Genomic DNA, 21,271 nt, shown 5'->3' on the forward strand with positions numbered 1-21,271 from the left:
AGCCAATCGCATTGATCGGCTGCTACTTGTGTTATTCAACTAATGTTTTACCGTTAGTTTAGCCACATGCATTTCACAAACTACTCTCTCAAAGCATAAATCAGTAAGATCATCCTCATGAACCCAAAAATAAATCCTTCCAACATCTCCCCACATAATTCCGGTTTTTTCTTCTTCCGAATCAATTTGTAGTAGTAAACGCCACTTTAATGCAGAATTAACAACCTTCTCATGAATATCCGAATTATTCAGATCATCCCAGCCGTACGGACCAACGGCTATTTCACAACTGACTTGCATATCACCTTGAATTTGATCAGGATGACCCATACGTCTGTTTACGTACCCTTCTTTTGACCAATGCTGTAAAAATGATTTCCAATACTTATCATAATGATCTCTGTTACCATTCCAGCCTAACCCCAAACTTTCCAAATAAGCTGACTCAGCAGTTGGTACAGATAGACCCGCCTCATATACAATAGGCATTTGAGCATGTTTCTAGTGTCTCAGGGCGAACTTTCGCTGGCGTAGGATTTAGATGGAATGGATCTCTTAGGGAACGTTACGAGGATGATATAGCGAAGCTTTTTAAGAGGCTGCAGAAACATAAGCCTAAAGCACAAGTTAATACACCAACAGACGAAGTACAGGTTACATCTGATAGTGTTGATATCTTAATCGATGAATTAATTTCTATGGATACTCTTAATAAACAGACAACAAGTAGAATTAATGCTGTTAAGCACTCTATTCGCCTGTTAGAGGAACAGATGACTCATGTAAGACAGCAACTAAGCAAACCTATTGCAGCCCCTGAAATAGACACTGAGGACATCAAAGCGTTGAAATTAATGTTTAAGAAGGCCAATGAAATTATGCAGCAACAAGAAAGCAAAAAACCAGCCATTTAGTAGGCTGGTTCTCTTTCATGAAATTTACATTTGATATTAATTATCTAGTTTTGTTTTGAGTTCGTCTATAGCTTCCTGGAGTTCTGCAATTCTTTGATCTAATTCGTACATCGTCTCATTAACGCTTTCTAGATTTTGAACATTTTGATTAACGTAATCACTTGCATCAGACAGATTAAAATCAATATCTGACATATCAATCCCTGTATCAAAATCTATATCTGACAACCCAGACAGAGCATCCTCTATACTTTGACTTACGGCGTTGTTGTTAGCATCTATCTCAGATAGATCATATATAAGCACTTCTTTTTTATCATTCAAATCATCAACTATTGCCTGAAGCGTATAAATTTCCTCTTCAATATTTAAATCATTATCGTTGTTATTATTGGCAGTGCAACCCGATAGAACAATAACAGACAATGCGAGTGCTGCAAGTTTTTTCAATACACGTTCTCCCCTTTTGAATCTCTATATAGTTTGTTGTGTTTACCAGAACTTAAGATTTTCTCCGTATCCTCTAACTTCATCATCCATTTTATCTATCTTTGTTGCATTCATTACTGAATCGATCATTTTCTCGATTATAAATTCTCCGGGCTCAAACTTACTAATATCGACAGTTAATTGAGTAATTGTTATATCTCCACTCATGACTTCAAAGGTAGCTGTATTCACCTCTTTAACTCTATCCTGTTGAAGGAAAAAATATATTTCGTTTAATGCGTGATGTACTGCTTTTCCTTTATCAAAATCCTCACTCATATGAATGACAACTTTTATGTGATCTAAATTATCCGTAACTTCTACTTCATTTGCGTAAATAAATATCGATGTGTCTATATCTTGAGATTCTGAGACAACCACTTCTTCTGTTTCTGTTTCTTCAACCAAAGTTTTAGTATCTGAATTGATTTCATCATCAGCAGATTTTGCATCTTCATTGGTTGTATTATCCTCAGTTTGAATAACTTCTTGGTGCTGATTCTGAATGGCTTCATGTTCCTTTTCTGCAGAGCAGCCTTGGATAACTAACACTAGAGATGCAATCAAAATAAAATGTTTTACATTCTTCATGTATTAAAGCTCCTTATTAGATGCCATGGCATTCCTTATACATGTCTTTTACTTAATAGTGATTACCGTTCTTAATCCGCCCTGGTGTAAAGTAACTTCGTAGCCACCAATCATTTTCACAGTTTTATACAAATCATCAGCAATATGCTGAAAATTCTCTCCATAATGAAAACCATCTAGAGCAACTTCTTTATTCTTATGTAATTCTTGAAGTAAATTAACCATTACAGGAATACTATTGTTTGTTGTAGCCATTGTATTTCTCCTCCTATTAGTTAACTAGATTTTTTCTTGTGATCCTGTTGGCACTCCTATATCTAGCATTTAATCATACAGTCGTTTCATATTATTCCTACTTATTATGTGCGTCAGTAGTATAGAAGAAAAGCTAAAATCGAAAAAATAACACTATATATGAAAATAATTAATGAATGTTTGTATCTGCCTACACTCTTGCTATACTTCAATTCCCTGAACGAAAAATAACCATAGGGTACTGCAAACAAAGGAAAATATAGATAAATAAATTCAGAATTATCTAGTACGAATAGAAAGACGACACTCATTAGAACAAAAATCACACCCACAATTATGTCTATAATTTTTATAAGTCTTGGTAGTTTTTCTCTTGCTTCCTCTTCTGCCGCCTCATTAATAGGTATGAATAACTTGTTAAAGAGAAGAATCATTCCTCCTACAACCAAAAACACAACAAGAAACGAAACTTTATCCAAAACAAGTCACCCCTCTACACAATTAATTGATATTTAAAAGTCAATCTGGTACAAATAATGTGTTAGATCTCCAAATAGAGTGCTACTAAAAACAAATTCCAAAATAAGAAGAAACAGAATAAAAATGATTAAAAACGAGATTCCTATTCCGAGACCTATCATTAAGTACTTATAAAAAACTTTCATTATAATATCCTCCATAATTCCAATAATAAAGGCTGATCAAGTTGACCAGCCCATATACTACCAATATACTACATTTCTTTGCTTCTAGTTAATTTTTATTATATTTCATCGCTAAACAGAAACAACTTTTTATTATATTTACCTATATAAATTAATCAGATATTTATTCTCTTCTTGATATCTCTTAGCTGCAGTAATTAAATCATATAACTGGCCATCATGATCTTGTACTTTCAATTGTCCATTGATAATCTTTCCACATCTATACATAACGATTTACCTGCCCTGTTATACGGTTATAGACCTCTATATCGTTGCCTGAGACCTTGAATTTACTAACCAATGAATATACGCTCTCCATGATGATGAAACTCATAGCGTGCTCACAGCGTCCCTGTTGTTGAATAGTATCCATTACCTCGTTACCCATTACCACTTCATATGTATTAAATGTAGCTGCTAGTTCGATATCATGAGTATAGATAAGTCCTTTTGTTTCTTCTCAGTCTGATCTTAGGTATTGCTTAGATTGGTTAGTGATTGTGTACATTTGTTACCCTCCCTCTATAGTCTTTCTAACATTTTAATTGATTCAGCCCAAAAGTAATTTACTAACCGAACTGCCTCCATTTTCAACTCCAAGGAGTACTGTCGAAAGGGTTGCCCTTTTTTAGCCATAAAAAATCCCCTCTGTTCAACAAGATTAAGTCCATCTTACCAGATGTCTTTTTTTTCTTGTCTACTAAAAGGGGATAATAGCGACCCTCAGGTGTTTTTCTTTGTCTCACGATTTAGAAACGTTATTAAAATCATCTATTACCATTCTACTTTTATTTTGAATTCATTTGGACAACCATAATTTCATCCTTATTTGCAGTCGTTTGAATGCCTGTATTCACATCCATAGCTGCAACCTCACCTATCCCCGAAGGAATGAGTACAGGAGTAATCGTAGACAGTCCAGCTTCTGAAATGTACTCCATATCGAATTCAAGTAGCAATTGGCCAGCTTTTATTGAATCTCCAGTCTGAATATGAGTTTTAAACCCCGATCCTTTAAGTGAAACCGTATCGATCCCTACATGAATCAAGAGCTGTACACCACTCTCATGTTCCAATATTAGTGCATGTTTACTTTTATTCATCAAATGTGCAACAACGCCGTCAAAAGGAGCATATACTTTACCTTCCGCAGGCTCAATAGCATATCCCTCTCCCATATGTTTTTGGGCAAAAGCTGGATCCGGGACAGATTCAAGCGGTATAGTCTTCCCAGTAATAGGTGATGGAAATCTTAGAGTGTATCCATCTTCTTTCTGAGCAGTGGTTTCTGATGTATTTGATGTAATAACACTACTAGTCGTTGTAGTTTTCTGAACACTCTCCTTACTTTGTACACCCTCCGAGATTGCCTCGATCTTGTCATCTTTATAACCGAACATCCAGGTTAATATGAAAGCAATTGCCATCGCAACAACGTTACATAAAATGTACAGAAACAGCTGATTATTTAAATAAAGCAGCGTTCCGGGAATAACGGTGATTGCCATTCCTGTTCCTGCCAAACCGAATATGGATGCCATGAAACCACCTACGGCTCCACCGATGAGTGCCATAACAAAAGGCTTCATATATCGTAAATTCACACCAAAGATTGCGGGTTCCGATATTCCGAGAAAAGATGAGAACGATGAAGGAAGTGCCAGTGCTTTTAGCTTCGCATTCTTCGTTTTTAATCCGACTGCCAAACATGCGGCACCTTGAGCGGCCATAGAACAGGTGATAATGGCGTTAAATGGATTCGAACCTGTCTTCTCGAGCAGCTGGATTTCTAAAAAATTGAATATATGATGCACACCGGTTACTACGATGATTTGATTGAAGAATCCGATAACGAGGCCTGATATTCCTAAAGGAAGATCTAATAAGAACATCGTTCCGTGTAGGACCCAATCCTCAACCGTATGGAATACAGGTCCGATTGCAAACAATCCAAGCGTTATGATGACAAGCAGTGTAATAAATGGAGTTACAATGAGATCAATGGATTCGGGTACCCTTTTTCTTAAGAATTTTTCGAATTTTGCTCCAAGAAAACCTACAAAGAATGCAGGAAGAACAGACCCCTGATATCCCACGATAGGAATTAATCCGAACATGTAAAGCGCTTCTTCTGATCCGTTAGCAACATTGTATGCATTGGGAAGAGCCGGATTTACCAACATGAGGCCAAGTACGATCCCAAGTACCGGACTTCCGCCGAATACACGAAATGCAGACCATGCTACAAGCGCGGGTAAAAAGGCAAATGCGGTATCCGTCAATACCTCAGTAAAAAGCAAGAAATTTGGGGAGATATCAGCAGCCGTTATTCCAAACAGCGCCAGAACTTGCTCTTGAGTAAGAAGTCCACGTAACCCCATAAATAAACCGGTTGCAACCAGGACGGGAATAATCGGGACGAAGACATCGCCAAATGTTCTTATGGCTCTTTGAAAAATATTCCCTTCTTTCTTCCCCTGATTTTTCACTTCTTCTTTCGAAGTACCTTTAATTCCAAGCTGTTCAACCTCATCGAAGATACGATTAACGGTACCGGTTCCAAAAATGATTTGAAATTGTCCTGCATTAAAGAATGCACCTTTTACCTTATCGATGTTTTCCACGCGGTCTTGATCGATAAGCTCCTTATCGTGGACCATTATACGTAGACGGGTAGCGCAATGGGCGAATGAGGCAACATTCTCCTTGCCGCCAATGGCCTCAATAACCTGTTTAGCTATCTCACGATTCTCAGACATGTAACACTGCTCCTTTTCTAGTTGGTTTACTATAAACCTTTCCCTTCCGCTGCATGAGGTAATGCAGGAACGGAATCTTTCCCGGTGGTTCTGAATACAGCGCTTTCACATAGCAAATTGCAGAATCTTCTGATTACACTCACTCAAATATCCAGTAGAGTTGCTTGTACTGTCCTCTTTGTCAAAAGCTGAAACACAAAAGCCTTAAATGCATCTCATGCCCCAGTGGTATCCTGGACAGTCACTTCAGCTCCTTGCTTTTAACCGATATAATCGCTTTCAAATGAACATGTTGCATAGAACTTATCACCAAATCAACAGAGCCAAAATGTAATCACTTACCGTTAAATCCTCCAAAGCGATGCTTCTAGTGAAACGGTGCCTCCGCAAGAGAAAAAGCGAATTTCCGTACTATCCGCGCTAGGAAAAATTCGACTCGTAAAAACTTCCTCTCCATCGTTAACAAAGACTTCCACAGAGGAGGTATCTACAAACAGTTGGAATTTGACTTTGTCAGCTTCTAATCGGCAGCGTCGTACACTTCCGTGGGCTGATTCGATAGGCTCACCGGACATAGAGCGATCTAGTATCACTTTCTTGCTCTGATGATCATACCACAAGACCGTTTTTTCATTTTTTCCTGCTCGGAACTCCACACCAAACCGCTGTGCATTCACATTCGTAAATTCACAAATCAGTTCATAAGTAGTACCAGTAAAATCCGGGTATATTTTTGTTTCATCTCTCAACAAGTCTTGAACATCTGACTGTTCTTTGCGTAACTGTTCTAGCTCGCGGACCGGACGCTGAATAATTTTGCCTTGATTAAGGATCAATTCCCTTGGCAGAGTTAAGCAATTCGCCCAGCCTTGATTGTCTGTTGGGTATTTTGATTCCGGGATTCCCATCCATCCAACTAAAATCCGGCGGCCATCCGGCGTTTTGGTTGTCTGTTGTGCGTAAAAGTCAAACCCTCGGTCCAGCTCTTGAAATGGGCCATGGTCGAATATTCTAGTTGACACATCAAGCTTCTCTCCAATGAGGTAACCCGATTGATAAATATTATTGAAATCATCAGCCTCAGGACTAAGACCTTGAGGTGAAAATAATAATACGCCTTGATTGTCCATTTCAAAGTAATCTGGACACTCCCACATATACCCGAATTGATCTAATTTTGTAACAATTTCTCCTTCAAATGTCCATTCGATTAAATCAGGAGAATGATACATTACCGCGCAACCCGTCATGTTTGTTCGTTGTGCACCGATTACACAATAATATGAGCCCTCACTTCCCCACACCTTGGGGTCTCTGAAATGCTCGGTGTATCCATCTGGTACCGAATCAATGACAGGACTGTTCTTTTTGATAATATTCCCCTCTGTATCCATTACAGCTAAATTTTGATACGGATGTCTCACCCACTTCTCATCACGTGAGTTCCCAGTATACATAAGATAGAGCTTGTCATCTTTCACAATACCGCTACCGGAATAAGCACCATGTGAATCGTAAGGTCCTCCAGGTTCTATCCCAATACCGACATTCTCCCAGTTAACTAAATCCTTCGATTTAGTATGATACCAATATTTCATCCCATGATAGGTTCCGAGAGGAAACCACTGATAGAATAAGTGGTATTCTCCCTGAAAGAAGGTAAAACCATTGGGATCATTAAGAAGACCGGTAAGCGGCTGAATATGAAATAACTGTCTCCATGGTGACTTTCCAACAAGAGCAATGAGATTCTCTACTTCTCCGGGAAAAGCTTGTTCAAGCTTCCTGTACTTTTCTTCCCTTGTTATTTTCATCTTATAAATCTCCACCTAATTAATTGAATAAGTTCTGAGTAGAACCGGTTCCAAAACAGAATAAAAAAAACGGAACCGGTTCCAAACGATTTTAAAAATAAGTTTCACAATTCGTTCTTGAGCAAGAAAATAATCATGAAACCGTTTTTTTAGAATTATAATGCAGGAAATTATTGTTTGTCAACGCTCTCTCGATCAAGCAGCGCGAAATCCATCATTGTAACGTCTTCAATTTCTTCCTCTCGCACCAGTTTTACAATATTCTGGGCAGCGCGCTTTCCTGCCTCTTTATATTGAAATTGTACCGTAGTTAAGGCCGGATGAACAATCTCAGTGACATCGTAGCCTCCAAATCCTGTGACGGATAAATTCTCAGGAATATCGATTTGTTTTACATTCGCTGCCTTCATGACGCCAAGCGCAATGTTATCCGTAGCACAAACAATAATGGAAGGATCATATTCCTCTAAAATATGAGCGGCAGTCACCATAGCTTCCGTCATTTTAAATCCTGTTTCATAATACTGTACATAACAAGAACTGCCTTCCAAGCTTTTTTTAAATCCTTCTTTTCTCCGGACGCCAACGGAAATGTCTTTTTCGGTCACGCCTAAATATGCAATCCGGCGGTGTCCTTTTTCAAGAATATGACGCCCCATCATATAGCCGGCCTTATAATCATCATGTATCAAGCTGTGAAGATCAGGATGCTGTTGGCCAACAAGCAGTACAGGAACCCCGCACTCTTTTACCGCTATCAGATGTTCATCCTTCACCTGGGCTGCAAGCAAAATGATTCCGGATACCTTCTGCCTTGCAAAATTGTAGATTGCCTCGATTTCTCTCTCAAAATCCTGACTCGTATTAGAGATTAACATGTGATAGTTAACGTTTCGCAATTCTTCATCGATGCCTATTAATGTTTGTGAGGATGCAAAGGAGTCCAATCTTGGCACTACTGTTCCTATAATATTTGTCTTTCTGGCCTTCAAGCTTTGTGCAAAGGTATTAGGAACATAATGATGCTCCTTAATGACGTGTTCAATTTTTCTGCGAGTGTTTTCGCTTACTGAACCTCCGTTCAAATAACGGGATACTGTACTCTTCGCTACGCCAGCAATCGAGGCTATATCTGAAATGGTTTTGTTCATTAATTATCCCTTCTTTTTACCTATAAATCTGCCACGAATAAATATAAATGATGATAACAGTATACTTGCTTTTTCTCCTATATGCGATCCCTTGAAATCTCCACGGCTTAAAAAAGTAACCGATCAGTTTGAACATTCATCGTGTTCGTAGAACTTTTTTTGAAATGGATTTAGTTCAATAATACAAAAACAACCCTAACCATAATTATAGCTAAGGCATAAAATTGATTCATCCAACTTGATCATGCATTATAACTTTCAATGAACATGACTGTGTTTGTTCGTATTGAAGTACCAATGCGTTGAAACCTGAATCTTTGTTATGTAAGTCGGCAACATCAGGCTGAACGACTTCCCAATGTTCCAATTTTGGGAACACAAATCCCTCCGAAACGTCTTGATATGCAAGCTTGAAAAACTTCATATACGTTTCATCTGAAATGTTAGCTTTCAAAGAAGTATACCCCTAAATTTACTCTGAAACTTGAAATATAGTAATATACCCATATCATGATAGATGTTAGGAGTGGACACTATACTAAAAAGTAAATCTCTGATCCTATTTATATTTGTTTGTTTTGTCCTAATCATGGGAGGGTGTAGCTTCATGGCTGATTCACGCAAAGATGCTCAAGCTGTTACCAAAGCTATGGAAGCAGGAAAAACGTATTTTAAAGAAAAATACGATCTCAACGTAGAATTTACGCATCACAAGTTTAATCCCCCCGATCTCGGGACGGACGTGGGGCTGTATGGACATTTGACAGAAGATACGGATACAGAAGTGTTTCTCCTTATAAACTACGAGACTTTTGAAGTCATCACTGTGGGAGTTCCCGAAGAGTTAATTGAATAGTAGGAAGGTAGCTGAGGCTCTTTTCTTATATCTGCAAAAAATCGATTTTTATGGAACACCACAAAATAGTTGGACATCAAAAAACAGGAATATAGTCACCCTATTCATCCCAAGTGAATAACGACTCAATGAACAGGTATAGGCTGTTGTTACTAGAAAAGTAAAAGTTGAATTTTCATGAATATGCCAAAGTAAGGTTGGGGCAATGAACGAGACATCTTCTTTGGTCTGTTAGCATGTTTTGATAAATGAAGCTCACTTCAAGGCGTCTAATTTGGGGTTGTTTGATCGGATGTTTATTTGTTCTTATTGAGTGTCAGATGACAAAAAATCAGTATTAATTAAGAACAAGACCATGTAAATGTACCTTTATTGAGGTAAACTACCTCTCTTCTACTTTCATTTATTTTCACAACAATAAAAACCACGAGCGAGCTTAATTTCAATTTCAAGAGAAAATGAATTGCTTCAATTTTTTACTGAAAATTTTGGTTGGATATAAATACTATGCACTAAGTTTATTTAGAAACTAATTGACGTTATACTAAAAAAGAGCGCTAAATTAAATTGGAAGGTGCAAAAACATGATTACAGATCAACAATTAGTTATAAACAATTTTGAAGAAAAGTTAAAAGTATTTACTCATGCAGTTAGTGGGGAAATTACAAGTGAAGAAGATTTCGTCATATCGAATACAGAAGTTCCCACTGATACATTCAATATAATTTTGCCAAAATCTCCAAAAATCAAAAATGCAGATAAGATTAGATGTGAAATCGATAATTTTTCTGTTAAAGGCTATCCCTTTAGTACTTGGATTGATGCACGGTTTTTAAATAATGATTGGAAAGAACTGATGCAAGAATATGACCTTAACGAAGCAGAGCGTAATGTAATGATGAAACTTGAAAATACCCTTAATGTTGGTCAAAATGATGCTCAACAGCTTATCATTACTCCTGTGAAAAGTAATGTTGATTTTATGAAATATAAAGAGGTTTTTATTAGCTTATTTGCAGGTTCACCAGAAAAAGATGCGTTAGAAAGTTATTTTAGTAAGTTTTCACAAGCAAAATTAGGTGCAGAAGTTCAAATGTTTATTGGATGCATAGATGAAATGACCGTATCTACTGGTCTATTAATAGAAAGTAAAGATAGTTATGGCATTTATGATGTGATGACAAAAGAAACATTTAGAGGCAAAGGTTATGGCAGCGAAATGTTTCAATTTCTTTTAAAACAGACAAAGGATAAACAAAAACCAGTTGTATTGCAGGCTTCAGATGATGGGAAAAACATCTATAAACGATTTGGTTTTATAGATGTAGGAGAAATGGTTGTATTTGAATAAAGTCTTTTCTTGAATGCGGGCGGGTATTAATCTCTTCTCAATCTGCGATATTCTGACGGAGAGAAACCGTTCCGCTTCTTAAACGTTTTGCTAAACTGGTAGACGTCTGAATAACCACATGCACTCGCTATTTCCGTGATGGATTCCCCGGTAAAGCGAAGCCTGCGAATGGCATGCTCATTGCGAAGTTGATCCAGGTACTCCTTGGGACTCTGCCCATACCGAGCTGCGAAGGTTCTGCGTATATAAACAGGAGAGAAACCTGTCTGCTCCGCCAATTCAGTAATGCGCAACTCGGCGGCGAATTCGGTATCCAGTTTCTCTTTGAATCTGCGAACAGCCGCCGTAATTTCTTCCTCACCGCTCTGTCTTCCCCCTGCTTCGGCCGCTTCATGTAACTCTTGCACCAAGCGATACCAGACGGATTTCACTCTAGCTTCTCGCACAAAATCCCCCGGAACCCACTCCCTTTCCGCTTCCCGAAACAGTTCTCCGATCTTTCCCATATGCTCACTCTTTAACTGTAGTAGAAATGGCATTCGCATCCGCTCGATAGGTTCTGGGATACTCCACTCATTCTCTTCAATTCTCCTTAGCGAAGCGCAATCGAAGAGCAACATCGTCATTCGAAGCGGATAAGCTTCAGAGGACTTCATATAAAGAGACAGCCCCGGCCAAAGGTACACTAATGTGCCTCGCTCTACTTCTACATCTTTATTTTCACAACGAAACACCCCCTTACCACTGTATATATAGTAAAACGTATGCCCTGATACTGTCTGACGAATATCCTCCCAGCCTGGCAGCGCCGGCTTGGCAATGACCCAATGTATATGTACCACCAAATTCCCCAAAGCATATTCCATGGTATTACCTCCTAACCTAATTAGTATCATTTATGATAAATGAATAGTATTGTTTTTGCCATTGTCGCTTTCTTGCTGCCAGTGCTAAACTCCGAACATAAAGACCATCATTTATTGATGATCTAGCATAAATTATTGGAGATGATGAATATGATACGGACATTTCAGCAGCATCGACTACGAGAATGTCAATTGCTTGATGGACTATGGGATTTCGTTTTTGACAATGACAATATTGGATTATCTGAAGAATGGCACACAAACTTCCCTTCCAACCATGATCGTGTACCCGTACCAGCCTGTTGGAATAATGAACTCGGCAAATATGATTACGAAGGAGTAGCGTGGTATCGAACTTGGATTACAGTTGAAGATAGCAGCCATCTGCGTTTACTGTTCCACGCTGTAATGGGTCATGCTGACGTGTACTGGAATGGACAACATTTGGGATACCATTATGGTGGATTTACTCCTTTTGATTTTGTAATTCCTAATGTCACTGCAGGAGTTCACGAGCTTGTTGTCCGCACAGATAGTACACTGGAGCATAATACTTTGCCCTACCATATTGTGGACTGGTTTCATTACGGTGGAATTATCCGCCCCGTAGAGCTTCAGCGCTTACCTGATGTCTGGATGGATGGGATGAGCATCACCTATGATATGACTGGAGATTCTAGTAGCGATGTCCAAATCCTGCTAAAGCTTCAATCCCTATCCGATACACCTGCAGAAGTACCTGTCACCATTTATCGAAACAATGAGATATTCTATTCTGACAGCGCTTACCTTCCTGCCAAAGGTAACATAGAACTCGTCGTGAAACAAAACTGGACAGATCTGAAGCGATGGGAAACGGAAGATCCTGTCCTCTATATGATTAGAGCAGTTGTCGGTAAAGATGATAAGACAGATCGAATTGGGTTTCGAACCGTAGAGACCCGCAATAAGAAAATTCTCCTGAACGGCAAGGAGCTATACTTGCAGGGCGTCAACCGCCATGAGGAGCACCCAGATTGGGGCTTTTCTTTTCCCAACAAATTGATGACCAAGGAACTTGACATTATCCTGCAGATGGGATGTAACACTGTACGTGGTTCGCATTATCCTCAGAGTGAATACTGGATTGATCTGCTGGATGAGCAAGGCATCATTTTCTGGAGTGAAATTCCGATATGGGGTGCTGCATTTCCAGCGAAGGAGACTGACGACCCGCTCTTCGTAGAACGAGCGATGACCATGATGGGTGAGATGATTGATCGGGATCTTCACCATCCCTCCATTCTATTCTGGTCTGTCCATAATGAAATTGATACACGCTCCGAACAAGCCTATGAGTTGTCTATTAAGATGACAGAACTCGTTAAGAGCAAGGATCAGTCAAGGCTCGTGACTTATGCCACTATGCATCCTATGACAGACATCTGTCTTGGACTCTTTGACGTCATTGGGATTAACTACTATGGCGGATGGTATTTCGGACATGCTGAATTCAAAGACATGCTTGAAGTCTTTCATGAGCGCTGCAAGGAATATGGAGCTGAGAACACCCCGGTGCTTATGACTGAATTTGGCGGAGCAGGCGTATATGGGGATTCCGGCTGGGAACCCCGGCTATTCAGTGAGGATTATCAAGCTGACCTGCTCGGCAAGTCGCTGAAACTCTTCCGAGCTGATCCGAAGATTAGCGGAACCTATGTATGGCAATTTGCAGATACAAGGGCTCAGCTTCAGAGTCATCTCCCCCATTTCAGAGACCGGGCTCGATCCTTCAACAACAAAGGACTTGTCAACGAATATCGCAAACCAAAGCTTGCCTATCGTGTAGTCAAGGGGATTTACACAAACCATAATGATCCTTACGACTGGGGCTCCACATTGAGCTAACTCACCTGGGGCTATCTCATCAGGGATGGCCCCACCATATGAAGATGCGTCATTTCAAATTGCTGAATATAACTTTTGAGAGGGGCGATTTGTTCATGTTCATGCACGCACGAAAGATGAGAAGGTATGCCGCTATCTTCACGATGCTGGGACTGCTTACAACTACACTTGCCGCATGCAGTGGAGGCGGATCGGAGTCGACAGGACCTGCTGGAAAAGAGCAAAATGAACCATTAAAGAGTTTAACCTATTGGGTGGATTTGTTTCCCGATGCTGCTGCCATTATGAAGAGTTATGGAGAAGTTACGGCCTGGAAGGAGATTCAGGCCAAAACTGGGGTTGAAGTAAATTTTCAGCACCCTGCTCAAGGTCAACTTGGTGAACAATTCAATCTAATGGTCGCATCCAATAAGATGCCTGATGTTGTGGATTATGGATGGAACGCCTACCCCGGTGGAGCACAAAAAGCAATTAGAGATAAGAAGCTAATTCCACTAAATGATTATTTGGAGCATGCCCCCAACTTATCCAAATTGCTAGACGAGAATCCGGAATGGAGAAAAATGGCTTCTACAGACGATGGAGATCTTATTGGCTTCCCGTTCATTCGTGAAGATGTTACTCAACAGGTGTTCCTCGGACCGGCCATACGTAAGGATTGGCTGGATAAATTGAATTTGTCTGTACCAGAGACAATCGATGAATGGTACACCGTTTTGAAAGCGTTTAAAGAACAGGACCCGAACGGAAATGGAGAAGCGGATGAAATTCCGATTCTCATACCGGCTGGAGAGTTAGCCTTTGCTGGTGCATTCGGGACACCTAACGATTTCTACCAGGAGAATAATACCGTCAAATACGGGCCGATCGAACCTGGTTTTAAGGAATATTTGGCCACAATGAACAAGTGGTATAACGAAGGACTGCTCGACAAGGACTTCGCGACAACAGATGCCAAAATGACAGACGCCAAAATAACCGGCAATCAGGTAGGTTCGACGGTAATGTTCCTGAATGGTGGAATCGGTAAATACATGGATTTAATGAAAGTGAGCCAACCGGATTTCCAAATTGTCGGGTCCCCTTATCCGACTTTAAATTCTGGAGAACAGCCCGTATTCGGGCATATGGATAACCCGGTTACCGGTATCTTCGCAGGCATCACCGGAAGTAACCAGAACGTAGTTGAAACAGTAAAATTCCTGGATTACTTGTACAGTGATGAAGGCAAACTCATCGTGAATTTCGGGAAAGAAGGAGAAACCTACAAATTAGTTGACGGCGAGCCTCAGTATACGGATGCGGTTTTAAATAATCCTGACGGACTGCCGATTTCCCAAGCCTTTAGAAAGCACATTATGGGTGCTACATCTGGTCCTTTTGTGCAAGATGTTCGTCACACGAAGCAGTATACGATCAAGCCGGAACAGCAAGAGGCCATGAAGTTGTGGTCCGGTACTACTCAGGAGAAGAAAATGCCTCCTATTACGATCGCTGCAGAAGATAGTAGTCGATATTCCTCGATTATGACTGATTTGAATACATTTAAAGACGAAAAGATTCTGAAATTTATTATGGGTACAGAGACGCTAGATAATTTCGATAATTATGTAGAAATGCTAAAAGGTTTAGGTATTGATGAAGCGATACAAATTCAACAAGAAGCTTTAGATCGATACAACAGCCGATAAGTATTGCTCTGCTAACAATGCCGGAATAGGGCGTGAAGACCCCTTACCCTATTCCGGATAATCGGGAGGAGAATTCATGCCTGAATTAAACAAAAACTTTGTGCAAGAAGTAGCCAGAATGCCGGTGGATCGCAAACGAACGATCATTAAGAGAGACTTAATTCGTAATCGTTATATTTATTTGATGCTTATTCCCGTTATTGTTTACTATGGCATTTTTCATTATGGTCCGATGTATGGGCTGCTCATTGCATTTAAAGACTTCGGTATAGCCGTTGGTGTGTGGGATAGTCCTTGGGTCGGTTTCACCCATTTTCAGAACTTCTTTGAAAACCCTTACTTCTGGCGACTTCTCCGAAATACTTTAATGATTAGCTTCTATGAGTTGATGTTTGCATTTCCTGCTCCTATTATCCTGGCTCTATTACTCAATGAAATTCGACTTATTCTCTTCAAACGAATCATACAGACGATTAGTTATCTCCCGCATTTTATTTCCATTGTGGTCGTTGCCGGAATGCTTGTCGACTTTGTTGCCCGTGATGGATTGATCAATAATATACTTGGCTTTCTTGGAATTGAGCCGATTGCTTTTCTGCAAGATCCGGGGTGGTTTCGCTCGATTTATGTATCCTCTGGTATCTGGCAAGGGATTGGCTGGGGTTCTATAATCTATCTGGCCGCAATGTCTTCAATCGATCCTACGCTGTACGATGCCGCTCGAATTGATGGTGCAGGACGCTGGAAGCAAACCCTGCATATTACAATCCCAGGCATTATGCCTACCATTGTAATTCTACTTATCCTGAATATAGGATCCATACTTGCCGTGGGAAGTGAAAAAATCATACTGCTATACAACCCGCTTACTTATGAAACCGCTGATGTTATTTCGACCTATGTATACCGAAAAGGTATCCTTGGTGCAGATTTTGGGTATTCCGCTGCAGTAGGCTTATTCAATTCTGTCATCAGCTTCATTTTACTTGTAGTGGCCAATACCATTAGCAAGCGTGTAAGCGAACATAGATTGTGGTAAAGGGGACGTGAATAATGACATATAAACGTTCTTTGGGCGAAATTGTATTCTCGTGGTTTAATACCTGCTTTATGCTGTTACTCTGCTTCGTTACACTATATCCTTTTATTTATATCCTGTTCGCATCTCTTAGTGATCCTACGGAAATGGCTCAATTTCGTGGTATGCTGTTCTCACCTTTGGGATTTAGTCTGGATGCCTATAAAGCAGTTTTGGAAAACCCCATGGTTACAACAGGTTACCGGAATACGCTATTCTATGTGATTGTAGGTACAGCTATCAACTTAATTATGACAACGCTCGGTGCTTATGCCCTTTCCCGTCGTAATGTTTATTTCAAGAACCACATTATGTTTTATATTGTCATCACGATGGTGTTCAGTGGGGGGCTTATTCCGTCTTTCCTGCTAGTTAACAATCTTGGAATGTTAAATACACCATGGGCACTTCTCTTACCAGGAGCAATCAACTCCTTTAACTTAATTATTATGCGAACCGCATTTCAAGGCATTCCGCCCAGTTTGGAAGAATCAGCACGCATCGATGGGGCGAATGACTGGGTTATAATGGTCAGGATCATTATCCCTCTATCGATGCCCGTCATTGCCGTTATGATTTTATGGTACGCTGTCGGACATTGGAATTCGTATTTCAGCGCTTTGATTTATTTACGTGACCGGGAATTATTTCCTCTTCAGCTGGTGCTTAGAGAGATTCTAATCTCCAACAGCACAGATAGTATGATGACAGGTGCAGCGACCGGCGATCGCATGGATATCGGGATAACGATTAAGTACGCGACGATCATTGTGTCTACATTGCCGATCTTAATCCTATATCCGTTTTTGCAAAAATATTTTGTGCATGGCGTTATGATCGGTGCGCTCAAAGAATAATGAATTGCTGTTTTAGAGGTTGAACAAAATACGGAAACACCTTGAGATCAGCTTTGCCTAAGCGTGATACATTCAAGGCACTGATGCAATAAATACATGCTATTTGGTTCAACAAAAATGGAACAGTTGCCAATCGGTCAACTGCTCCATTTTTGTATTTGGCTAACGTTTCCCGTTAGAATTCCTGTAAAACGAGGAATTTGGGGTTTGAATAAAAATGCGCGCCTCTGTACGATGGGAGTACACAATATGATTACCGAACCATCCCTAACGAAAAATGGAGCAGCTGCCCAACGGCAAACTGCTTCATGCTGTTATTGACCTAACGTTTTTTCGTTAGCTGAATGGTCTTCAGGTTGATTCCATTTACCTTTTACTAAATAAAAAAGCGGCAGAACATGCGACTTCTGTTGTATATATGTTCTTACCCTTCGACATTAGAAGTTGATACTATCATCTACAATTTTCACATCACCCTTAGATAATGCATCTGTAAGGAGATGCTCCTTAAATTTAATTAAATCTTGTCCTAAATTAGTATTACTATCTTTATCAACACCGATTTTCCCTTGTTTGATTAACAACTGACCAAGGTTCTGTAATGTTAGTTGTTCTTGGTATTCTGAAGGAGCATATACAGTCCAATACTCTTCTTCTGTTAGACCTCTTAATTCTATAAAATTTTTCTGAGTATCCTGTACTTCTATACTTTGTGTTGCCAACAGAGCACGCATTTTTTCTGCTTCTTTTATTCCTTCCTCATATGTTGCAGTAACTCCTTCATCATCAGCTAATTCTAAGAATAACTTATCAACCACAATTTCTTTAAGTAATGTAGATTCATCTATTACAGGATTTGCTTCAACTAATTTGTTAGCTTTTAAATTTGCCAACTCTACATTAGTCACCTTGGTATCTCCAATCTCAACTAATACTTTATCTTGTAGTTGCTTATTTGACTCAAGTTGAGATTCTACTTTTCGTATTGAATTTGTGAAAGGATCTAATGCTGAAGAGTAAATAGCACCTAAAGTTAAAGCACTAACAACACTTAAACTAAAAATAAATAAATTCTTCTTTTTCATACAAATCCTCCTTACCAATCAAAATTCACTTTAGTTATAGATCTATTAAGATAGATTAAATATTCATTCCTCACACATCATACACCCCGGTCCATTTCCGGAAAGATCCCTGAGCTAATAGATAGTCACATCTAGTTCCGTCCGATTAAGATAAGCGAACCGAATCTGTAAATTTGGTATGAATTCCCCTCACCTTTTACACACCAATATAGATACTGCTTTATTAGGGAAGATACGAATTGATGATTAATTATTATCTTGTCTAGCTTTAACCAATCGCGGTATTTTTTTCTCGTAAACAGATAATACTTGTGAAATTAATTTTTCGCTTGGAATCTCGTTATCTTTCAAAATAGCATATATAAGGTTCAAGAAAGTCTTCGCATCTTGTTCAGTTAATTTTTGAATAGATTCCATTGTGTTATCATTCGAGAAATTTCCTTTTTTCGTCTCCATAACTATCCTCCATGCCTATGTTCATTTGTTCTTTCTACAATAGCTATGTCCCTTAGATATAACGCTTTCGATGATTAAAAAGTTGAATTAATCTGCCTAAAGTAGCTAAGAGAAAAAGCACCAGTCTATTGATCGTTGCTTACTTTAAAGCGAGCATCTGTGTTCAACTAACCTTTTTCGTTAGTTTAATTGGTCATTAATCTGTTTAAGATGATGAATATCATGCTCAATAAATATCTTCAAATACTTATCAACTGTAAATTGTCGTTTTCCTTTGCCGATTGTGAACTTTGCACTGCTCTCGATTTCAGATATCTTTTCAATCAACAGCTTTCTATTTAGAACAAATTCATCTATTAAAGAACGAGTTGTTTCGAAAACACTTATGTATTCAATGGCCTCTTTATTATGCGAGTCGTGATCTGGGAATGCACTTAACTTTCCACCATCATTCATAAATGGAACATGTCTTTCTAGAATGAACTTATCCCAATAAAGTAGGTGGCCTATAATCTCTCGGATAGACCATTTACTCTCACTAATCGGTTCAAGAAATTGCCGATCATCGATCTCTTTATACTTCACTAGTTCTTCTATAATTTTTTCATAAACCGAAGCAATTTCATTGCCCATAATGAACCTCCATTCTTTATTTTGTTATGTAAATTTTACCTAACAAAGAAATTTATGCAAAGAACATTTGTTCTTAATATTATTTGTAGGGCTTTAAAGTAACCTACCGGTTAACTTAATGAAAAAGCAACCGATCACATTGATCGGCTGCTACTTGCGTTATTCAACTAATGTTTTTTCATTAGCTTAATCATTTTAGTTTGTATTTCCTTTGTAAGATATGTACCAATCGATTAAGTCAGAGCTGAATTCTTTGTGTTTTTTTATAAACTGTTCCCTGTAATCATTAGATATAGAATCAATCCCCATACTAAAATGATCGTCGAGTTCATGAATGATAAATTCATAAATTTCATTTTGACTTTTCCCTTGTTCTAATAAAACAATTAATAGAACTGTAATGCAGTCATATTCATCATCAGGTGCTCCACTGCCAACGAGACCAATTGGGTCCCATGTATTTATAATAGGTAATAGTTGTGTATAATGCTTGTTAAACTTCTTCTTCAGCGTTTTAATTTGAGTATTAGAAGGATGTACCCACATAAGCATCATCACCTTTTTATGGTTGGTTAAATTATCTTTTGGTTTTATATTACGAATTAAGACTCTATCTTTATTTTCTACGCCTTTAATGGAATAAAGTTCCATTAATATTTAGTGGACACACTTCGATAGGGACTTCGATCCAAATAAAAAAGAGCAGCCAAATAAATCTGACCCTTCATTTTTAACCTATCCAATTTTAACCTTCTAACTTATTTTAGATTTTGATATACTAACAAACACATCAGGTATTCACTGGAGGATAGCATGCAAAAAACTACACAAAGTAAAACAAAGAAATTTAGTATTATTTTATTATCTATTTTAGTATTGCTGACCTGCTACATAATATTCAATCAAGTACATTCAATAGCTTCTGTCACTCTTAAGTCAGTAAACGAGGATTCTCTAATTGTATCAAGAGGAGATCGCGATTTAAAAATAAAATCGCCAGAAATTATTACCACACTTTTAGAAGAAGGTAGAGAATACATTGTTACCTATAATACATACCCAATAATAGGATCTTTCTTGAAAAGCATAGAGCTTTCACCTTAACAAACTGATATGGTCTGTTTTTCCCCATAATACAAAAACGAATCAATCATCACCTTTTCAGGATCAAATCAATTCGTCTCTGTACGATAAACCGCATATATTCTGTTACACATATGAATATATCAATGTATAGTCCATATTCAATTCTAAGCCTAAATTACATATAAATTCCCAATCATTTTAACTAACCATAACCCCTTTAGCTTTCAAAAAAATGGAGCAGCTGCCCAGCGGTACACTGCTCCATGCTGTTATTGAACTAACATTTTTCCGTTAGTTCAAATGAGTAGTTCATTTTTTTAATTGAGTAATTTTTCTTAGAATTACTGCTGTACAGACAGATATAACACTAGCTAAGTATAAAAGAGCGTATGCTATAGCAGCATAATATGTCAGTTCAGCTTCAATACCGGATCTTGTAAGAACTAAAATAATGGCAAAGCCAACAACAAAAACGACAATACCCAATAGAGTATTTTTAATAACTTCTTTCATAAATTCACCTCCTAGGTTTATACCAGTTCCCAGCTACCTATACTAACCCGAACAGCCTAATCGACTGTAATCTTATTTATCTAAAGTTTTATGTACGCTTATAGTCCAACGGATTTATATAGAAGATCCCATCGTCCGACAAACTTTTTCTTTTATTTATTTTCTAAGTGGCTCAGTAATTTTGAGATTTTTAATATAATTACCTCTTATAAAGTTATGGTAATACGTAAT

22 protein-coding genes are annotated in these 21,271 nt (G+C 38.6%); 8 read left to right on the forward strand and 14 right to left on the reverse strand.

Features of this window, described 5'->3' with window-relative positions; translation table 11 throughout:
- Window positions 1–39: 39 nt before the first annotated feature.
- Window positions 40–489: a DUF1963 domain-containing protein gene (locus H9647_RS16090; RefSeq protein ID WP_191801768.1), complete on the reverse strand. Its 450-nt coding sequence runs from the start codon at window positions 487–489 to the stop codon at window positions 40–42.
- Between the two features lie 209 nt (window positions 490–698).
- On the opposite strand from H9647_RS16090, the gene H9647_RS16095 reads away from it, so the two are divergent.
- Entirely contained in the window at window positions 699–914 is a 216-nt protein-coding gene (locus tag H9647_RS16095; protein ID WP_191801770.1) for a hypothetical protein, read from the forward strand.
- A gap of 36 nt (window positions 915–950) precedes the next feature.
- On the opposite strand, the gene H9647_RS16100 is transcribed toward H9647_RS16095, so the two are convergent.
- From H9647_RS16100 to H9647_RS16130, 7 genes are all read right to left on the reverse strand, one after another.
- Complete coding sequence (locus H9647_RS16100) at window positions 951–1,364, reverse strand: hypothetical protein (RefSeq protein WP_191801772.1); 414 nt, start codon at window positions 1,362–1,364, stop codon at window positions 951–953.
- A 42-nt stretch (window positions 1,365–1,406) separates the two neighbouring features.
- Window positions 1,407–1,994, reverse strand: a complete 588-nt coding sequence (locus tag H9647_RS16105) for a hypothetical protein (protein WP_191801773.1) — start codon at window positions 1,992–1,994, stop codon at window positions 1,407–1,409.
- A 48-nt stretch (window positions 1,995–2,042) separates the two neighbouring features.
- Complete coding sequence (locus tag H9647_RS16110; protein ID WP_191801775.1) at window positions 2,043–2,249, reverse strand: hypothetical protein; 207 nt, start codon at window positions 2,247–2,249, stop codon at window positions 2,043–2,045.
- Window positions 2,250–2,362: 113 nt separating this feature from the next.
- A complete protein-coding gene (locus H9647_RS26330) occupies window positions 2,363–2,683 on the reverse strand; it encodes a DUF4181 domain-containing protein (protein WP_225229351.1) in 321 nt (106 codons plus the stop codon).
- Between the two features lie 1,061 nt (window positions 2,684–3,744).
- Window positions 3,745–5,715 (reverse strand): sucrose-specific PTS transporter subunit IIBC, encoded by a 1,971-nt coding sequence (locus tag H9647_RS16120; RefSeq protein WP_191801778.1) that lies wholly within the window; start codon window positions 5,713–5,715, stop codon window positions 3,745–3,747.
- A 344-nt stretch (window positions 5,716–6,059) separates the two neighbouring features.
- Complete coding sequence (locus H9647_RS16125) at window positions 6,060–7,529, reverse strand: glycoside hydrolase family 32 protein (protein ID WP_191801780.1); 1,470 nt, start codon at window positions 7,527–7,529, stop codon at window positions 6,060–6,062.
- 170 nt (window positions 7,530–7,699) lie between these two features.
- Complete coding sequence (locus H9647_RS16130; RefSeq protein WP_191801782.1) at window positions 7,700–8,680, reverse strand: LacI family DNA-binding transcriptional regulator; 981 nt, start codon at window positions 8,678–8,680, stop codon at window positions 7,700–7,702.
- A gap of 607 nt (window positions 8,681–9,287) precedes the next feature.
- Between H9647_RS16130 and H9647_RS16135 the strand changes: the two genes are divergently transcribed.
- Entirely contained in the window at window positions 9,288–9,536 is a 249-nt protein-coding gene (locus tag H9647_RS16135) for a hypothetical protein (RefSeq protein ID WP_191801784.1), read from the forward strand.
- A gap of 584 nt (window positions 9,537–10,120) precedes the next feature.
- Window positions 10,121–10,888 (forward strand): GNAT family N-acetyltransferase, encoded by a 768-nt coding sequence (locus tag H9647_RS16140; RefSeq protein WP_191801786.1) that lies wholly within the window; start codon window positions 10,121–10,123, stop codon window positions 10,886–10,888.
- Between the two features lie 26 nt (window positions 10,889–10,914).
- Here the strand turns inward: H9647_RS16140 and H9647_RS16145 are convergent, their stop codons facing one another.
- Entirely contained in the window at window positions 10,915–11,754 is an 840-nt protein-coding gene (locus H9647_RS16145) for an AraC family transcriptional regulator (protein WP_191801788.1), read from the reverse strand.
- A gap of 150 nt (window positions 11,755–11,904) precedes the next feature.
- Here H9647_RS16145 and H9647_RS16150 point away from each other — a divergent pair, with 150 nt between their 5' ends.
- From H9647_RS16150 to H9647_RS16165, 4 genes are all read left to right on the forward strand, one after another.
- Window positions 11,905–13,641 carry a glycoside hydrolase family 2 protein gene (locus H9647_RS16150; RefSeq protein WP_191801789.1) on the forward strand — a complete coding sequence of 579 codons (1,737 nt, stop codon included), beginning with the start codon at window positions 11,905–11,907 and terminating at the stop codon, window positions 13,639–13,641.
- A 95-nt stretch (window positions 13,642–13,736) separates the two neighbouring features.
- Complete coding sequence (locus H9647_RS16155) at window positions 13,737–15,332, forward strand: extracellular solute-binding protein (protein ID WP_225229338.1); 1,596 nt, start codon at window positions 13,737–13,739, stop codon at window positions 15,330–15,332.
- 76 nt (window positions 15,333–15,408) lie between these two features.
- Window positions 15,409–16,371: an ABC transporter permease gene (locus tag H9647_RS16160; RefSeq protein WP_191801791.1), complete on the forward strand. Its 963-nt coding sequence runs from the start codon at window positions 15,409–15,411 to the stop codon at window positions 16,369–16,371.
- Between the two features lie 14 nt (window positions 16,372–16,385).
- Window positions 16,386–17,267 carry a carbohydrate ABC transporter permease gene (locus tag H9647_RS16165; protein WP_191801793.1) on the forward strand — a complete coding sequence of 294 codons (882 nt, stop codon included), beginning with the start codon at window positions 16,386–16,388 and terminating at the stop codon, window positions 17,265–17,267.
- Window positions 17,268–17,704: 437 nt separating this feature from the next.
- Here the strand turns inward: H9647_RS16165 and H9647_RS16170 are convergent, their stop codons facing one another.
- The 4 genes from H9647_RS16170 to H9647_RS16185 all read right to left on the reverse strand — a co-directional run bounded on the left by H9647_RS16170 (window position 17,705) and on the right by H9647_RS16185 (window position 19,987).
- Window positions 17,705–18,352 (reverse strand): hypothetical protein, encoded by a 648-nt coding sequence (locus H9647_RS16170; protein WP_191801795.1) that lies wholly within the window; start codon window positions 18,350–18,352, stop codon window positions 17,705–17,707.
- A gap of 246 nt (window positions 18,353–18,598) precedes the next feature.
- Window positions 18,599–18,808, reverse strand: a complete 210-nt coding sequence (locus tag H9647_RS16175; protein WP_191801797.1) for a hypothetical protein — start codon at window positions 18,806–18,808, stop codon at window positions 18,599–18,601.
- Window positions 18,809–18,988: 180 nt separating this feature from the next.
- Entirely contained in the window at window positions 18,989–19,441 is a 453-nt protein-coding gene (locus H9647_RS16180; RefSeq protein ID WP_191801799.1) for a DinB family protein, read from the reverse strand.
- Between the two features lie 195 nt (window positions 19,442–19,636).
- Complete coding sequence (locus tag H9647_RS16185) at window positions 19,637–19,987, reverse strand: hypothetical protein (protein WP_191801801.1); 351 nt, start codon at window positions 19,985–19,987, stop codon at window positions 19,637–19,639.
- A 267-nt stretch (window positions 19,988–20,254) separates the two neighbouring features.
- On the opposite strand from H9647_RS16185, the gene H9647_RS16190 reads away from it, so the two are divergent.
- Window positions 20,255–20,545 (forward strand): hypothetical protein, encoded by a 291-nt coding sequence (locus tag H9647_RS16190; protein WP_191801803.1) that lies wholly within the window; start codon window positions 20,255–20,257, stop codon window positions 20,543–20,545.
- Between the two features lie 291 nt (window positions 20,546–20,836).
- Here H9647_RS16190 and H9647_RS16195 read toward each other — a convergent pair whose 3' ends face one another.
- A complete protein-coding gene (locus tag H9647_RS16195) occupies window positions 20,837–21,040 on the reverse strand; it encodes a hypothetical protein (protein WP_191801805.1) in 204 nt (67 codons plus the stop codon).
- Window positions 21,041–21,271: the final 231 nt, after the last annotated feature.

It is taken from the genome of Paenibacillus gallinarum (assembly GCF_014836635.1).
Lineage (GTDB): Bacteria > Bacillota > Bacilli > Paenibacillales > Paenibacillaceae > Paenibacillus > Paenibacillus gallinarum.

Bases quoted from the DNA above. Each gene is read 5' to 3' on its own strand.
- H9647_RS16090 (WP_191801768.1), bottom strand. From the start codon at position 489: ATGCCTATTGTATATGAGGCGGGTCTATCTGTACCAACTGCTGAGTCA.
- H9647_RS16095 (WP_191801770.1), top strand. From the start codon at position 699: ATGGATACTCTTAATAAACAGACAACAAGTAGAATTAATGCTGTTAAG.
- H9647_RS16105 (WP_191801773.1), bottom strand. From the start codon at position 1,994: ATGAAGAATGTAAAACATTTTATTTTGATTGCATCTCTAGTGTTAGTT.
- H9647_RS16110 (WP_191801775.1), bottom strand. From the start codon at position 2,249: ATGGCTACAACAAACAATAGTATTCCTGTAATGGTTAATTTACTTCAA.
- H9647_RS26330 (WP_225229351.1), bottom strand. From the start codon at position 2,683: ATGATTCTTCTCTTTAACAAGTTATTCATACCTATTAATGAGGCGGCA.
- H9647_RS16120 (WP_191801778.1), bottom strand. From the start codon at position 5,715: ATGTCTGAGAATCGTGAGATAGCTAAACAGGTTATTGAGGCCATTGGC.
- H9647_RS16125 (WP_191801780.1), bottom strand. From the start codon at position 7,529: ATGAAAATAACAAGGGAAGAAAAGTACAGGAAGCTTGAACAAGCTTTT.
- H9647_RS16130 (WP_191801782.1), bottom strand. From the start codon at position 8,680: ATGAACAAAACCATTTCAGATATAGCCTCGATTGCTGGCGTAGCGAAG.
- H9647_RS16135 (WP_191801784.1), top strand. From the start codon at position 9,288: ATGGCTGATTCACGCAAAGATGCTCAAGCTGTTACCAAAGCTATGGAA.
- H9647_RS16140 (WP_191801786.1), top strand. From the start codon at position 10,121: ATGATTACAGATCAACAATTAGTTATAAACAATTTTGAAGAAAAGTTA.
- H9647_RS16145 (WP_191801788.1), bottom strand. From the start codon at position 11,754: ATGGAATATGCTTTGGGGAATTTGGTGGTACATATACATTGGGTCATT.
- H9647_RS16150 (WP_191801789.1), top strand. From the start codon at position 11,905: ATGATACGGACATTTCAGCAGCATCGACTACGAGAATGTCAATTGCTT.
- H9647_RS16155 (WP_225229338.1), top strand. From the start codon at position 13,737: ATGTTCATGCACGCACGAAAGATGAGAAGGTATGCCGCTATCTTCACG.
- H9647_RS16160 (WP_191801791.1), top strand. From the start codon at position 15,409: ATGCCTGAATTAAACAAAAACTTTGTGCAAGAAGTAGCCAGAATGCCG.
- H9647_RS16165 (WP_191801793.1), top strand. From the start codon at position 16,386: ATGACATATAAACGTTCTTTGGGCGAAATTGTATTCTCGTGGTTTAAT.
- H9647_RS16170 (WP_191801795.1), bottom strand. From the start codon at position 18,352: ATGAAAAAGAAGAATTTATTTATTTTTAGTTTAAGTGTTGTTAGTGCT.
- H9647_RS16175 (WP_191801797.1), bottom strand. From the start codon at position 18,808: ATGGAGACGAAAAAAGGAAATTTCTCGAATGATAACACAATGGAATCT.
- H9647_RS16180 (WP_191801799.1), bottom strand. From the start codon at position 19,441: ATGGGCAATGAAATTGCTTCGGTTTATGAAAAAATTATAGAAGAACTA.
- H9647_RS16185 (WP_191801801.1), bottom strand. From the start codon at position 19,987: ATGTGGGTACATCCTTCTAATACTCAAATTAAAACGCTGAAGAAGAAG.
- H9647_RS16190 (WP_191801803.1), top strand. From the start codon at position 20,255: ATGCAAAAAACTACACAAAGTAAAACAAAGAAATTTAGTATTATTTTA.
- H9647_RS16195 (WP_191801805.1), bottom strand. From the start codon at position 21,040: ATGAAAGAAGTTATTAAAAATACTCTATTGGGTATTGTCGTTTTTGTT.